11 protein-coding genes are annotated in these 14,755 nt (G+C 72.1%); 4 read left to right on the plus strand and 7 right to left on the minus strand.

Translation table 11 applies throughout. The features are described from left to right. The coding region (locus tag ABT336_RS13955) for a hypothetical protein (RefSeq protein WP_350896944.1) at positions 1–243 on the plus strand (243 nt) is incomplete at its 5' end. Between the two features lie 91 nt (positions 244–334). Then, a complete protein-coding gene (locus ABT336_RS13960; RefSeq protein WP_350896945.1) occupies positions 335–1,189 on the plus strand; it encodes a TylF/MycF/NovP-related O-methyltransferase in 855 nt (284 codons plus the stop codon). Positions 1,190–1,252: 63 nt separating this feature from the next. Here ABT336_RS13960 and ABT336_RS13965 read toward each other — a convergent pair whose 3' ends face one another. Next, positions 1,253–2,296: an LCP family protein gene (locus ABT336_RS13965; RefSeq protein ID WP_350896946.1), complete on the minus strand. Its 1,044-nt coding sequence runs from the start codon at positions 2,294–2,296 to the stop codon at positions 1,253–1,255. Beyond that, entirely contained in the window at positions 2,293–3,522 is a 1,230-nt protein-coding gene (locus ABT336_RS13970) for an acyltransferase family protein (RefSeq protein WP_350896947.1), read from the minus strand. Before ABT336_RS13970 ends, ABT336_RS13965 begins: the two co-directional genes overlap by 4 nt. Positions 3,523–3,783: 261 nt before the next feature. On the opposite strand from ABT336_RS13970, the gene ABT336_RS13975 reads away from it, so the two are divergent. Then, complete coding sequence (locus tag ABT336_RS13975) at positions 3,784–4,335, plus strand: GAF domain-containing protein (protein WP_350896948.1); 552 nt, start codon at positions 3,784–3,786, stop codon at positions 4,333–4,335. 22 nt (positions 4,336–4,357) lie between these two features. Here the strand turns inward: ABT336_RS13975 and ABT336_RS13980 are convergent, their stop codons facing one another. Next, positions 4,358–5,086, minus strand: coding sequence for a helix-turn-helix domain-containing protein (locus ABT336_RS13980; RefSeq protein WP_350896949.1), 729 nt, complete (start codon positions 5,084–5,086; stop codon positions 4,358–4,360). Between the two features lie 168 nt (positions 5,087–5,254). Next, positions 5,255–6,073: an IclR family transcriptional regulator gene (locus tag ABT336_RS13985; protein WP_350896950.1), complete on the minus strand. Its 819-nt coding sequence runs from the start codon at positions 6,071–6,073 to the stop codon at positions 5,255–5,257. A 407-nt stretch (positions 6,074–6,480) separates the two neighbouring features. Between ABT336_RS13985 and ABT336_RS13990 the strand changes: the two genes are divergently transcribed. Then, positions 6,481–7,140 carry a hypothetical protein gene (locus tag ABT336_RS13990; RefSeq protein ID WP_350896952.1) on the plus strand — a complete coding sequence of 220 codons (660 nt, stop codon included), beginning with the start codon at positions 6,481–6,483 and terminating at the stop codon, positions 7,138–7,140. A gap of 49 nt (positions 7,141–7,189) precedes the next feature. Here ABT336_RS13990 and ABT336_RS13995 read toward each other — a convergent pair whose 3' ends face one another. The 3 genes from ABT336_RS13995 to ABT336_RS14005 are packed head-to-tail and all read right to left on the minus strand — an operon-like array spanning position 7,190 to position 14,731. After that, on the minus strand, positions 7,190–9,031 hold the full coding sequence (locus tag ABT336_RS13995; protein ID WP_350896953.1) for a hypothetical protein: 1,842 nt from the start codon (positions 9,029–9,031) through the stop codon (positions 7,190–7,192). Continuing rightward, a complete protein-coding gene (locus ABT336_RS14000; RefSeq protein WP_350896954.1) occupies positions 9,024–13,523 on the minus strand; it encodes a DUF6603 domain-containing protein in 4,500 nt (1,499 codons plus the stop codon). Before ABT336_RS14000 ends, ABT336_RS13995 begins: the two co-directional genes overlap by 8 nt. Beyond that, positions 13,520–14,731, minus strand: coding sequence for a ComEC/Rec2 family competence protein (locus ABT336_RS14005; RefSeq protein WP_350896955.1), 1,212 nt, complete (start codon positions 14,729–14,731; stop codon positions 13,520–13,522). The genes ABT336_RS14000 and ABT336_RS14005 overlap by 4 nt, the downstream gene beginning before the upstream one ends. Positions 14,732–14,755 lie beyond the last annotated feature (24 nt).

The following is a 14,755-nucleotide window of genomic DNA, read 5'->3' on the forward strand; positions in this document are numbered from 1 at the left end:
GCGCCGGTCCCCGCCGACCCCCGGGGCGGTCTCGGGTCGGTACGCGGTCGTCCGCTGGTCCGGGCGGACGCGGGCAGCCGCTCCTTCCGGGTGGCGACCGGCCGGGTTCCGATCGAGTCGGTGCCGACCCGCCGCGCCCCGGACCCCGAGGCCACCCGGTACGTCCCACACGGGGTGCTCGCCGACGCCGACACCCCCGACCGGACCACCCCCACCGAACCCCGCCGGTGGTCACGTCGGTGACCACCGGACGAACCGGGTCGACGGGGGTCGCGGCGCACCGGCCGGACCTCCGGTCGTACCCGTCCGAACCGACCGTGAGAGGAGACAACCGATGAGTGACACGCTCACCACCGAGCGGACCGAGCTGACCGATCCGCGTGCGATGTACTGCGACCTGCTCAAGCAGGCGTTGACCCGGTACGTGTTCCAGGAGAGCTGGATGCCGTACCACCCTCGCGAGAGGTCCCTGCACGGCCGGATCTACCGTCGGTACAAGCACCTGTTGCAGCGCCGGGGACTGGAGTTGGTGCTGAGGTTCCCGTTCGACGCCGACGCCCGGGCCAACGGCCGTGACTGGCCGCCGGAGGCGGACACCATGATCGGCCTGCGGCGGCTGGACAACCTGGAGCGGTGCATCGCCGACGTGCTGGCCGACGACGTACCGGGTGACCTGATCGAGACCGGGGTGTGGCGTGGCGGCGCGGTGATCTTCATGCGGGGGATGCTGCGTGCCTACGGCGACCGGGACCGGTCGGTGTGGGTGGCGGACTCGTTCCGGGGGCTGCCGAAGGCCGAACCGGGCCGGATCGAGGACATGGAGGACGCGCTCTGGACGAAGTCGATCCTGGCGGTGCCGCAGGAGCAGGTCAAGGCGAACTTCCGGCGCTACGGCCTGCTCGACGACCGGGTCCGGTTCCTGCCGGGCTGGTTCCAGGACACCCTCCCCACGGCGCCGGTCCAGCGGTTGTCGGTGATCCGCCTCGACGGCGACATGTACGACTCGACGATGGTGGCGCTGCGCAGTCTCTACCCGAAGCTGTCGGTGGGCGGGTACGTCATCGCCGACGACTACCACGCGGTACGCGGCTGCAAGCAGGCGGTGGACGACTTCCGCGCCGAGCACGGCATCACCGACGAGCTGCACCAGGTGGACTGGACCTGCCGGTACTGGCGTCGTTCCCGGTGACCGGAGGTTGACCGGGAACGACGGGGACCGGCCGGTCGGCCGGTCCCCGTCGCGTCGCCGGGCTCAGTTGACGGTGACCGCCTGCGGGTTGTCGGCGAGCCACCGGTCCACTGTGTCGTCCCGGACGGCGGTGAACAGGTCGGCGGCGAGCCGGTCGTCGAGCCGTACCGCCGAGCCGGCCGGGGTGTCGACGGCGGGGTCGGCGACCGGGACGGTGACGAACCGGAGGGTTTCCGGCCGGATCCGGCGCACCGCCAGGGCCAGGTCGGTGAGGTCGAGGTCCCGGTCCACGGTGAGCGCCTCGGCGGCGGTGGTCAGCAGTCGGTCCAGCTTGGCCGGGTTCGCGAGCAGGTTCCCGCTGGTGACCTGCTCGGCGATGGCCCGTACGACGAGTTGTTGGTCGAGGATCCGCCCGAAGTCGCCCCCGGGGACGTCGTGTCGCTGCCGGACCAGGTCGTCGGCGGCCGGTCCGTCCAACCTGTGGCAGCCGACCGGCCACCGGGCTCCGGTGGTGACGGAGGCGACCTCGTGTGGCAGGCAGACGGTGATCCCACCGACCGCGTCCACGATCGACCGGACGGCGGCGAAGTTCGCCACCAGCACCCCGTCGAGGGGTACGCGGGTGAGCCGGTGCACGGTCTCGGCGGCGAGGGCGGCCCCGCCGAAGGCGAACGCGGCGTTGATCTTGTTGGGGCCGCCGTTCCAGCTGCCCTCCCGGGCCGGGACGTCGACGTAGCTGTCCCGGGGGATCGACACCACGGTGGCGGTGTCCCGGGCCGCGTTGAGGTGCACCACCATGATGGCGTCGGAGCGCTGGCCCGGGTACGTCCCCTGGTCGGGCTCGCCGTCGCGGGAGTCGGAGCCGAGCAGCAGGAGGTTCAGCGGCCCCTCGGCCCACCGCCGCTCGTCGCGTCCGGGGGCGCCGTCGCCGAGGATGTCCTCGCGCTGCACCCGGCTCTCGTAGCGGTGGCGGGCGCCCAGGCCGAGCGTCACGAGCGTGGCGCAGAGCACCGCGAAGACCGCGACGAGGGCGAGCATCACCTTCTGCCAGCGGGCCAGGCCGGCCAGACGGCTCAGCCGGGACCCTCGGACCGAACCGGTCGTCATCTCGACCGAACCTCTCTCCTCGACACGTGGCCGGGCGTCGGGGGCGTGGACGTGGTGGCCACGGGCGTGGGCACCGGCGCGGCGAGCCAGTTCCTGCACCGCAGCGCCGGTCGCTCCACCAGGTGCCAGCTGGGTACGGCGAGCAGCAGGGTGCCGGCGACCGACAGCAGGGTGTAGACCAGCAGGCCCCCCGCGGCGCCGCCGAGCAGGGCGACGACCTGCTGCACCGGGAAGGCGTAGATGTAGATGCCGTAGGAGTAGTCCCGTTCCCGGCCGATCCGGCGCAGCGCCCGGGGCAGGGCCACGGCGAGGTAGAGCACCAGGTAGGCGAAGGCGGGCAGCCCGACGGCGAAGAACCCGCCGAGGCGCATCGAGACGACCATGACCACGACGGCCGCCAGGGCGTGGCCACCCGTCATCGGCAGCCGGTGGGCGTAGCGGCGGGCACAGGCCCCGAGCAGGAACAGGAAGGTGAGGTAGAGCGTCCAGTCGGCGGCGAAGCTGCCCAGCAACGGCAGCCCGACAGCACCCCGCTGCGGTGGCCGGTCGGTGACGCTGGCGACGGTCAGCAGGTCGTTGAGGACGAGCAGGTACGCCCCGACGGTGAGGGCCAGGACGAAGCGGAACGCCCGGTGCAGGACGGCGGTCGCGGCCAGGACACCGATCAGCAGGTAGCAGCCGAACTCGTACTTCAGGCTCCACAGCGACCCGTCGAAGGCGCTGGGGCCACCGACGACCCGGCCGTACGGGGTGTCCGACAGCAGCCCGGCGATCGGGTACTGGTCCATCGCGCCGAACCAGTTGACGACGAGGTACCGCAGGGGTCCCTCGGGGTGGGTGAGGAACCCGGTCAGGGTGCCGTTCTCGACCACGTACACCGCCGGGGCGATCACCAGGGCGGTCACCACCAGGCAGACCCAGAGGCCGGGGAGGATCCGCAGGGCCCGGTGCCAGGCGAAACGGGCGGGGGACAGCCGTAGTGCGCTCCCGGCGACGAGGAAGCCGGAGATGACGAAGAACCCCTGCACCGAGAGGGTGCCGAGGTCGCTCTGCCCGAAGGTGAGGGAGGCGCCGAAGCTGGGTCGGGCCAGGCCCAGCGGCCACGAGTGCGCGACCAGGACCCCGAGGGCCAGGGCGAGCCGCAGGAACCCGAACGCGTTGTCGCGTGGGTCGTAGCGGTCGGCGAGGCTCCTCCGAGGCCCGCGCTCGGTGTCGAGTTGTTCCACAGGGTTCCTCCGTCGACTGCGTCCGCTGGAATCGGCGGGAAGTGGCCGCTCCATCGGCGTCAGTATCTATCAGCAAAAGAGGTGATTTTGGGCATTTGTGGTAATGGTGGCCCTTGTTTGGCGCTGCGTCGCCCCCGAGGCGCGACAGTGGAGGCTCCCCGACGTGGAGGATGTACTGCACGGCGGGTGGCGCAGGGATGACAGACGGTCATCGGTTGTACCGTGAACGTCGCAGGCTCCACCAGTGGTCCGGAGGTCGGGATGACGGGACCGGGACAGGTAGCGGCCGACCTGGCCGTGTTCGCCGAGTCGGACCGACTGGCGGCGATCGGCCGCGCCGGTCTGGGGGCCCGATCGGACCCCTGGTTCGACTCGATGGCGCGGATCGTGACCCGGGTGCTCCAGACGCCTGTCGCCCTGGTGACGATGGTGCTGCCGGACCGGCAGGTCTTCCCGGGGCTGGCCGGGCTGCCCGAACCCTGGGCCGTCACCAGACAGACGTCCCTTGAGGAGTCCCTCTGCAAGGACGTGGTGCTCGACGGCGCTCTGGTGGTGGCCGACGCCCGGATCTACGCGAAGGTGCGGGACAGTCGGGCGATAGCCGACCTCGGGGTCGTCGCGTACGCCGGGCTGCCCCTGACCGACCTGGACGGGCGTGCCCTGGGCGCGCTCTGCGCGATCGACACCTCGGCTCGCGCCTGGTCCCGGGGCGAGCTACGTGACCTCGGGGATCTCGCGGCGGCGTGCACCGCCGAACTGCGACTGCGGATCCTGTTGGCCGCCGGCGGCGGCCCTCTGCGACCGGGCGGCTGACGGGCCGGAGTGAGCGTCGGTGTCAGGGCCGTCGGCAGTCCCCGGCGAGCAGGCGGGTGGCGTCGAAGGCGGCCCGCTGGGCGGCGATGGTGAGGAAGGGCCGGGAGAAGTGCTCCGGGTAGCCGGCCAGCTCGATGACCGCTACCGGCCGGCCGTCCGGCCCGACGACGGGGACCTCGACGCGGTCCAGGTGCTCCCGGGCCGGGTCCACCGGCGCGACGTCGACCGGCCGCAGTGGCCGCTGGCCGCGCTGACCCGACCGGGCGTGCGGGGTGACCGGGTCGTGCTGCGGCGGGGCGAGCAGGAGTCGGCCGGCGGTGGTGAGTCGGGCCGGGACGCGGTCGGGGTGCGTCTGCATCGCCCGGGCGTACCGGTGTCCGAACAGGCGTTCCACCGCCACCACCTCGTCGCCCCGGAGCACGAGCAGGCGGACGATGAGGTCGTGGTGGCGGGCGAGCTCGAACAGCACCGGCATGACGATCCGGCGCAGGTCCCGTTCGTGGCGGGTGGCGCCGGAGACGAGGCGTCCGAATCTGTGCCCCAGGACGTACCGGGCGTCGAGCCTGTCGACCATGTCGAGGCCCTGCAACATGCGCAGCAGGCGGTAGGTGGTGGTCCGGGGCAGCATCGCCCGGCGGGCCAGGCCGGCGAGGCTGTGCGGGTCACCCGTCGCGACCAACTCCAGCAGGGTGATCAGACGCCGGGCGATCGCGGCCCGGGACTCGGGTGGTCGGGCTGGTGTCCCGTGCATTGTCCCTCCATCGGACGTCGGTGGTGCCGTTCCCGGTCGGCCGCGACCGGGTCCGACGGTGGACCAACCGTGCCTGATCGGCGCAGGTCGGGGTCGGCTGTCGTTCCGGGCTCCGGAACCACTCACCTTCCCCACCCGATTAACCCGACAAATCGGACAATGGCCAGCTCAGGAGGGGTGTCCTGCCTCCCCGGCCAGGGCCCGGCGCAGGGCCAGAGAGGCAGCGAAGGCTGCCTGCCGCAGGGCCTGCAACAGATTCGGGTCGTGCCCGGGGGTGCTGTCCCTCCAGAGCAGCGCCAGCCCGGCCAGCGGGCGGGTCGTCGGACCGAAGACCGGAGCCGCCGCCTCCCGGATCCCGAGCCGCCACTCCTGGTCCGCCCAGGCCGTACCGGTGACCCTGATCCGCAGGAGTTCCTGACGCAGGTTCCGCCCGTCGGAGACGCTGTACGGGGTGGAGGCCGGCAGCTCCGCCAGCTCCTCGAAGCGCTCCACCAGTCGGGCGTCGTAGGCCAGCAGGACCTTGCCGACAGCTGTGCAGTGCACGGGGAGCCGCCCTCCCCGCAGCGGGGCCACGGTCTCCTGTCCGAGGGTGTACACCGCGTCGCTGACGACCACCGCGTCCAGGTCGAGCACTCCGAGGTAGGACACCAGTCCGGTGGCGTGGTGCAGCTTGACCAGGTGGGGGAGGAGGACGTGGCGGATCTGGGGTGCCAGGGGCTCGGTGACCACGGGGCGCAGGCCCGTCAACCGGTCGCCGACGCCGTACGCGTCACCGAAGCGGACCATCAGCTCGGCCTCGATGAGCGCGCCGAGCAGTCGGTGCAGGGTGCTCTTCGGGATCCGGGTGGCCCGGGCGATGGACGAGAAGCGCGGCGGGGTGGCCGCAGCTGTGACGAATTCGATGATCGCCAGGGACCGTACGAGGAGGTTCCTCGCGACGTTGCCGGATTTCCCGGCATTGTTCTCGACGATTCTGCGGTCAGTCACCTGAGACCCCGGCCGGGCACCGATTAAGGAAACAGGAGAATTGGGCGCGCAATTCACCTCGACGTGGAAGTTGCATTTCCGTCGTACCCTTCCACCGAAGCTCACCAGGGAAGACCATCCTCAGTGAATTGGTCGGCTGGAATCAACAGCGGTGCCGTGGTGTGAAGTCGGATTTCCGACCCAGTTCCTCGGCCGTTTCGACGGAACGCACAGGATACCGCTTGCCTGGCCGTCGACGCCGGGCCGCTCACCGACCGCTTCCGCGCCCTCCGCCGTCCAGAATCCAGATCGGACCGGGCGGGGAGGCTTATCTGTCGATCGTGGGGGGTACCGGACAAGAAGAGCGACAAGTGATCAAACGATGTCGAAGCGTGCCGGCGCGGCGACGGAAGGTAAAGGTGATGGTGATGCGGAAACTGTTCGCGGGAGCGGGGGCACTGGTGTTGACCGCAGCGATGGGTGCCTGCGGAAACGGTGACCCGGTCGCCGAGGAGGTGTCGGGCTCGACGACCGTCCCCACCGCGGAGACCACCCCGGCCACCCCGGCCGCGACCTCCGCCACCCCCACCCCCGCCGGGTCGAGTGCGGCTGCCCCCGACGACGAGCTGCTCTCCGGCACGCGTCAGGTCACCATCGTCCGGGTCGAGGGGTTCGAGGCGGGCCTGTCGCTGCTCGACGACGGCCGACTCGGCGAGGCCGACGACGACAGCGGGCGGCAGCTGTTCGTCCCGACCCCGGTGGCGGGCGACAGGTTCCAGGTCAAGTCGTACAAGGGTGGTGGTGGGGGACCGGGCACCGGTGACCCGGTCTGCTGGCAGGTGCTCAACCCGGGCAACACCCAGCCGCTACGGGTCGAGGGTGCCGACTGCACGTCGGACGAGCCGAAGCAGCAGTTCGAGATCACCAAGGTCGACGGTGCCGACGGGGTCTACCACATCAGCAACAACTCGGCGCTGTTGCAGCACTCGCCGACCAACGGTCTGATCCTGGAGGAACCCGGCGACGGCGACCTGAAGAACATCACCTTCCGGTTCAACGACAACGGGGCCGCTCCCGCGCAGCGGTGAACCCCGGGCCGGTTCCGGTGACCCGGAACCGGCCCGCCTCACCGGCGGGTCACCTCGACCCGCCGGTGGGTCGGCGGAGGAAGGTGACCCGTTCGGCGGTCTCGGTCAGCTGCAGGGCCAGGTCGCCCGAACCGACGTCGCCCGCAGCGACCCCCAGGGCCGCCGCCACCGCCACCGCCAAGTCGGCCACGGGGACCGTCCCCCGGGGGCCCAACGGCAGACCGTCGATCGGCTCCGGTCGGCGGTCCGTGCCGCCCGGAGCCCGCAGGACCCGCCCGAACGTGCCGGCCGGGGTCGGTTCGACGGCCAGGTGCCGGGCCTGCGGCGGCTGGTGCAGGTCCAACCGGGCGAGGTCCCCGACGAAGAGGCAGAGCAGCAGGTCGGGAGTGAGACGACGGGTCCGCCAGCGCGGCAGCGGCTGCTCGCCCTCCGGGTCGGCGTACCCGTCGACGAGCAGGTCCGGGTAGCCCGAGACCACGTCGGAACGGATGAGCGCCCCGGTGAGGACGGGGAAGTCCACAGGTACGGAGGCGTCCGCGTCGCGTCGCTCGTCGGCCGGACCGAGGCGACCGATGCTCGTCGCCCCGTCGACGAGGTGCCGCACCCAGGTCTGGTCCACCCCGACGAACCTGATCGTCTCGACCGGCACCAACCCCTCGTCGGGCACCAGGTAGGTCAGCGGGATCCCGTCCAGGCGGGTCAGACCGGCCAGCCAGTCGACCACCCCGGCGGGTGGGGCGTCGTCGATGGCCGTCACGGCCAGCGGATACCCCCCGTCCACGCTCCGCTTGGTCCGCTGATCCCGGCGGCGACGCCACCCGTACAGCCCGGCGGCGACGTCGCCGCTGCTCAACGCCAGTAGCCGGCCGAGTTGCCAGGCGGCGGCGTACCCGACGTCGAACATGCCCAGGTCCGGGTCGAAGCGCAGCAGCGCGTCGCCCGTCCGGGTGGGGGCCACCGGCCCGTCGTCCGTCGGACCCGTCACCAGGGGGCCTCGGTACCAGCCGATGCTGCGTCCGCCCTGGCGCAGGTGATGCCGCAGGGGCACGAACCCCTGCGTGAGGCGACGCTCGGCGGCCTCGTTGCCCGTCGGGGGCAGCCGGAGGGTGCCGCCGTCGTCGGCCAGGTCCCGGACCAGCGCGGCGAAGGTGTGGTCGGCGCTGACCGATGCGAACCGCCAACTGGTCAGACTGACCAGGCGGACGGTGTGCACCTCGGAGCCGCCCGGGGCCGGTCCGGGGTCGAAAACCACCCGCCCGTCACCCGTCGCCCGGAACCGGTGCTCCAGGGAGACCAGGTGCACGGTGCAGGTGGCACCGGCCGGGGGGAGCCGGGTCCCGACCACCACCGCCGCCTCGCCCGAGTCGGCGTCACCGGCGCGCACGTGCGCCAGCAGGGGCAGCTCGGCGTGGTCGGGCACCAGGTCGGTCAGCAGATCGAGCGGTACGTCGACGACGGTGACCGGGTCGTCGGTCGACTCGTGCCGCTCCGGGGTGGCCGCCGCCGTCGGCAGCCGACCCCCCGCCCCGAGCTGCCCCAGCGGTACGGTCTGCGGCGTCGGCCGTTCGTCCTCGGTGAACAGCAGCAACGCCAGCCAGGGGGCTGTCGTCGGGTCGTCGGCGACAGGGCGGCGCTCCCAGGGCAGGGTGGCCCGGTCGAGCACCACGTGCGGCAGGACCCCGGTGTGGTCACCCACGCTGCCGTGCGGGGGGAACACCGTTCGGACCAGGGACGGGGCGAGCCCGAACCGGTCACCGGCGACGGTGAACCGGCGGGTCGTGGAGAAGTCCTCCGGCTCCAGGCTGACCTGCTGCGTCACTGTGACCTGGTAGTCGCCGGCGGCCAGCACCGGACGGTGGTGGTCACGGAACTCCAGCCGGGACTCAGGCATGGGCGGCCACCTCCGGGATCGCGTGGAACTGGCTGGTGTCGAAGCCGGTGAGGTCGATCTCCGTCGAGGGCAGCAGCGCGGCGAGCACACCGGCCCGTGCGGCGGCGACGCCGGGTGCGGCGATCGCCTGCTCGATGACGGCCGCCCGGGCGGCCGGTTCGGCCACCACCACCGGGCTGCGCGCCGGTGGGTCGAGGGCGATGGTCTCCCGGACGTACAACGGGGTGCCCGCGCGCAGCCGCGCCCCGTCGATCCAGACCGGGTCCTCGGGCGTCTCCGCCGGCCGGGGTCGGATCTCGTACCCGGTGACCAGGTCGGTCAGGAGCGTCGGGTCGGTGACCGACGCCCGGAGGCTACCGCCCCACAGCGCGTACGGCAGGGCGGTGCAGACCGCTGTGAACTCGAACCGGTCCTCGACCGGGGTGCCCTGGTGGGTGATGACGATCCGGTGTACGGCGGTGACCGCACCCTTCGCGACGTCGACCGGTCCGACGCCGAACCGGGTCCGCCCGGCCCCGGTGGACAGGGGAGTCCGCTCGTCGCCGCGTACCGCGCTGCTGGCCGGGATGGCGCTGTTGCTCACCAGGACCAACGCCTGCGGGTCGGCGACTCCCAGGTCGTCGTCGGCGTCGGTGGCGCTGCGGTGCGAGTCGGCGCGCAGTGACACCCCGACCACCCGCTCCCGGGGTGGCAGCAGCGTGTCGCGGAACCGGCCCCACGACAACGCCGCAGGGGTGGCCCGGGGTTCGGCGCCGAAGGGGATGTCGATGCTGGTGACGTCGAGGTCGATGCGGGCGGTGCCGCCGAAGTCCGGACCCCAGAGCCGGACGTCGGTGCCGACGTGGACGTTGATCGTGTGGGTGCCGAAGGCCTGGAACGTGTACGACACGTCGACCCCGACGTGCAGGGCCGCCTCGTAGTGGTACGGCTGCCAGGACAGCACGAAGTCCATCGAGGCGTCGAAGGCGGCGCGCAGCGAGTCGTCCCGCCACACCGCGCTGACCCGGCCACCGGCCATCAGGTTGCTCGGGGTCAACGCGAAGTAGGCCCCGCCGGAGATGCTGAGCTGTTCGCAGACCTGCCAGCTGAAACCGAGGCGGGGCGCGGTCGGGTAGTGCGCCGGCACCGGGAACTGCGGGTGGTAGCCGCCCGCGGTGAGGGCGAAGTCACCGGCGTGCTCCCCGGCGAACCAGGTGGAGAAGGCGACACCGCCGGTCAGGTGGCAGTCCGGGGACAGCACGTACGACGCCCGGGTGAGTTGGGCGGCCACCGTCAGGTAACCGTCCTCGGGGACCAGGCTGGCCCGCAGGGCGAGCTGCACCTGCGCCAGCGGGGCGACCGGGGTGGCGGCGGGCTCCGGGGCCGGTAGCACCACTGTCGACAACCCCAGGACGTCCAGCTCGAACCGGTGTCCGAAGACGGCGGCGACCAGGACGAACGAGTCGACCATCTCGAACGAGTTGATCCGGACACCGAGGGCGAGGAAGTAGTCCCCCACCGACGGCGGCAGGTAGTCGTCGAGGATCCGCAGCTCGTCGGCGAGGGTGGTCCCCGGTGGTGGTCCGCTGACCGCGTCGACGACAAGCGGGAACGTCGCCACGTCGGCGATGTCGGGGGCGACGAACCGGCGGTTGTACCCGAACCCGGCGGCGAGTCCGCGTACCGACAGGTAGGGCGGGCCGCCCTGGATGCCGTTGAGGAAGGCGTACGCGAACAGCGACGGCCCGGCGGGCAGCTGCACGTACGCGCCGAGCGCCCCGAGGGAGAACCGGAGGGTACGCAGTTGCAGCCCGCCGCTGTACGCGGGGTAGCTGTGGCCCTCGTACTCGATGGTGGTCTTGCGGAACGCCCCGTCGATCCGCAGTGGCCCGCTGGCGTACGACAGGCCGACTCCGGCCAGGTCGAAGGTGGGCGGGCCGATCGGGGTGGAGGCGGGGACCTCGACGGTGAGGCCGGTCAGGGACAGGGTCAGTCCGGCCACCGTCACCGACGCGTCGAGCAGCAACGCGATCCGGGATCCACCGCCCGGGGAGCTGCGGAAGGCCAGCCCGACCCGGGCGACGTGCAGCGGCCCGAACGACCGTTGCACGCTGATCCAGGAGGCGTCGTCGCCGGTGCGTACCGGCGGGGTGCCCGAGGTCGCGGCCACCACGCCCGACGGGCCGCCGACCGGCACGGTGACGGCCTGGGTCAGCGGTCCGAGGCGGACCACGGCGTCGACGGTGAACCCGGCGGCGAGGTTCCCGGCGGGCAGCCGGGGCGCGGTGTCGGGGAGCAGGGCGGCGACCGCCTCGACCTCGGCCGCGACGAGCGCCGTGGTGGCCGCGATCACCCGCAGCGGGTCGACGCCCATGGTGGTGGCCCCGGTGAGGTGGTCGCCGACCACCGGCAGCTTCGCCAGGTCGAGGGTGGCGGCGACCTCCACCCCGAACACGTACGTGTTCGACGCGCCGCCGGTGGGGGCGGTCAGCGCGAACAGTGCCCGCCTCAGGTCGAGGCGGACCCCGTCGGGGACGTGGGCGGCGGCCGACGGGGACAACGCCGCCACCAGGGAACGCAGCGGCGGCACCGGGTCGGTGGCGGCGTGCGAGTAGGACGCGGCCAGCCGACGGGCGGTCGGGTCCTGGGCGAAGTGCACGTCGAGCCGGGGACGGAAGGTGCCGCCCTCGACCGGGACGGCCAGGGCCACCGACCCGGCGACCGACCGGGCTGCGGTGTCCACGGCGAGGGTGAGCGCCACGTCGGTGCCGTCGACGGGGAACCGGACCTGCCCGGTGAACGCCAACCGTCTCGCCCCGGTGGAGACCGCCATCGCGAGGTTCTCCACAGTCGCCCCGGCCAACGGGGCGGGCAGCGGGGGGCCGCCGAGGCGGTGCGTCAGGTCGTCGAAGAACCCGCCGACGGGGATCTGCTGACCCGGCCCGGTCTCCCCGGAGAACTCCCACTGCCGCTGCGGTGACGAGTCGTATCCGGCCCGGACCCGCAGGCTGACCTGGTGCAGGTCGAACAGGGCCTCGGCCAGGAAGGTGGTCGAGCCCGGCGCGTGGTCCAGGGCGAACGTGACGGCGCGCAGCTCGACCCCGTCGGTGATCACCCAGACGCCGTCGACCTCGATCAGACCGGTGAGGGCGGTGCCCGCGGTACCGGATCCGGGGAGGGTGACCTCGGCCATGAACGCGTCCACGGCGAGGTCGGGCAGGTGGGTCGGGTCCGCGCCGGTGAAGTGGGCGTACACCTCCCGCAGGTGCAGGGGCGGGTCGTCCTCGCGGAGGTGTCCGGCGAGCTGCCGGGTGCCCGGGTCGGCGACGAGTTCGAGGGTGCCGTCCGCACCGATCCCGACCAGCCCGTCCACTGTGACGCCGAGCTTGGGGACACCGAACGGGTCGCCGACCCGGACCGTGACGTCGATCTGTTCGACGGTCAGCAGGTCGGCGACGACCACCCACTCCGCCTCGGTGTGCACCGTCGCGGTCACCCGGTCGACCAGGTGGGACGACCCCGGGGTGACGGTCAGGGCGACCTCCCCGAGGGTGATCCCGGCACCGGGGTCGATGTCGAACGGGACGGTGAGGCTGGACTGCCCGAGCAGGCCGGCGACGTCGGCCAGGGTGACCGGGCCGAGCTGCCCGAAGTTCGCCGCGAGTCGGATCGGGTGCCCCCACCCGCCGACCAGGGCGTCGACGGTGACCGACCGGGTCCGGGTGGTCCCGCCGGGGCCGTCGGCGGTGCGGACCGGGAGGGCACCGCCGACCCTGACGTACGCTGCCACCTCCTGGTCGATGGTGGAGACGTTGAGTCGGGGGAGACCGACCAGGTCGTACCGCAGGTCGGTGAGGGTGACCGGTCCCAGGTCCAGATCGTGTCCCCGGTAGCCGACCAGGTGCACCTCGGGGACCCACCGTGTGGCCACGGGCAGGTCGGTGGGGGCGACCCGGCGCATGACGAGGGTCCCGGTCACCGGGTGCTCGGAGCCGGGGAAGAGCAGTGTCAGCAGGGTCATCGCCGCGGTGACCCGCAGGTCGCCGGTGAAGGTCATCGGCACGTCGGCGACCACCGACGCGGAGCCGGCCCCGGCGAGCGAAGCCGAGTCCACTGTCGGAGCGGGCCGGTCGAGCAGGGCGGAGTCGAGGGTCAGGGTGGGTCGGTCGAAGCGCGGGTCGGCGAGGATCCCGCCCCGCAGCACCGGGAAGGCGTCGGCGAGGGACCAGGTCGGGCCGCCGACGGCGGTGACGACGATCCCGGTGACCTCCTCGGCGACAAGTGTGAACCGGATCGTCACGGACATCGCCGTGAACGGGTCGGTGTGGCAGGTGCCGGTGACTGCGGTGTCGTCACCCGGGGTCGGTCGGGTGGCGGCGGTGAGCGAGATCCGGCCGGTGGGCAGGAAACCGCCCAGCCAGTCGGCGACCCTGGCGGGGAGGACCTCCACCGGGAGGTCGAAGGTTCCGCCGTCGACGGCTGCCATCAGCGCGGCGAGTTCCCGGCGGTTCATGCGGGCTTCGTCCAGGTGATGTCCAGCTGGGTGGCGGTGAGCGGCTGGGGGACGATCGAACCGGTGGAGTAGACGGGGGTCGTGAGGGACTGCGCCGACGACGGTGTGATGATCCCGTTCGGCCACGACCAGACGTCGTGGGCCGGTGCCGTCACGCCGTCGCCCTGGAACTGGGTGTGGTACCGCTGCACGACCGACCGCGACGGCAGCCCGTACGCCGGGTCGCCGACCTTTCCGGCGCTGATCAACGCGCGGTCCGTGGGGGCGAGGAGCTCCACGAACGCGTCCGAGGAGGAGGTGTTGCCGCTGCCGTGGTGGGCGACGTGGACGACGTCGACACCGCTCAGTCGGGTCTCGTACTTCTCCGCCGAGGTGCTCTCCGTCATGAGGTACTCCTCGGTCGACCGGGTGGCGTCCCCGCAGAGCAGCAGCTTCTTGCCGAAGACCTCGACCAGGGTGACGACGCTGGCCCGGTTGTTGCCGTCCCGGGTGTCGCCGTCGACGGCGTAGTCCTCGTCGACCCCGCTGGCCAGGATGGTGATGGTGCAGTCGGCCTCGGTGTGGATCCGGATCCCACCGTCGGGATCCAGGTGGGGCACGACGTTGGCGACGATGGTGTACGGCTGGTAGTCCCGGTCGTTCGGCGTCCGACAGCGCAGCGTCGTCGACCCCCTCCCGTCGGTGTCCTCGTTGCAGACGACCCACCACTCGGTGCCGGTCTGGTTGCTCTGGATCCAGTCGCGGGCACCCTTGCCGTACTTGTGCAACTCCCGGCTGTGGTAGATGTCGACGACGCTCACGTCCGCGTCGTGCAGTTTCATCACCGAGTCGAGCTTGTTGAAGTGGTCCTTGTCGCAGTGGGTGAGGATCAGGATGTCGACCTGCGGGTGGGCGGTGCTGAGGAACCGGTCGGCGAAGAGGTTGTGGTAGGCGAAGAGCTTCAGGTAGTTGTCGGAGAGGCCGTCGTCGGTCCGCGACGAACCACAGTCGACCACCACCGTCTTCCCGGCGGGGGTGGCCAGGACGATGCAGTCGCCCTGCCCCATGTTCACGAACCGGGCGTAGAAGTTCCCGTCGCCACGGGTACCGGTCAGGGTCCCGTCCCCGCCCAGAGCCAACCGTTCCTTCAGGGCGGTGACGTCCGCCGGTTCGAGCTTGATCTTCTTGCGGGTCGTGGGATCGTCGTCGGCTTTGCGTTTGCGGGCCATGGCTTCGGTCTCTCGCTGTCCTCG

It is taken from the genome of Micromonospora sp. NPDC000207 (assembly GCF_040300925.1).
Taxonomy (GTDB): domain Bacteria; phylum Actinomycetota; class Actinomycetes; order Mycobacteriales; family Micromonosporaceae; genus Micromonospora.

Coding starts and splice junctions, on each gene's coding strand:
- ABT336_RS14000 (WP_350896954.1), bottom strand. CDS start 13,523: ATGAACCGCCGGGAACTCGCCGCGCTGATGGCAGCCGTCGACGGCGGA.
- ABT336_RS14005 (WP_350896955.1), bottom strand. CDS start 14,731: ATGGCCCGCAAACGCAAAGCCGACGACGATCCCACGACCCGCAAGAAG.
- ABT336_RS13990 (WP_350896952.1), top strand. CDS start 6,481: ATGCGGAAACTGTTCGCGGGAGCGGGGGCACTGGTGTTGACCGCAGCG.
- ABT336_RS13980 (WP_350896949.1), bottom strand. CDS start 5,086: ATGCACGGGACACCAGCCCGACCACCCGAGTCCCGGGCCGCGATCGCC.
- ABT336_RS13960 (WP_350896945.1), top strand. CDS start 335: ATGAGTGACACGCTCACCACCGAGCGGACCGAGCTGACCGATCCGCGT.
- ABT336_RS13965 (WP_350896946.1), bottom strand. CDS start 2,296: ATGACGACCGGTTCGGTCCGAGGGTCCCGGCTGAGCCGTCTGGCCGGC.
- ABT336_RS13995 (WP_350896953.1), bottom strand. CDS start 9,031: ATGCCTGAGTCCCGGCTGGAGTTCCGTGACCACCACCGTCCGGTGCTG.
- ABT336_RS13975 (WP_350896948.1), top strand. CDS start 3,784: ATGACGGGACCGGGACAGGTAGCGGCCGACCTGGCCGTGTTCGCCGAG.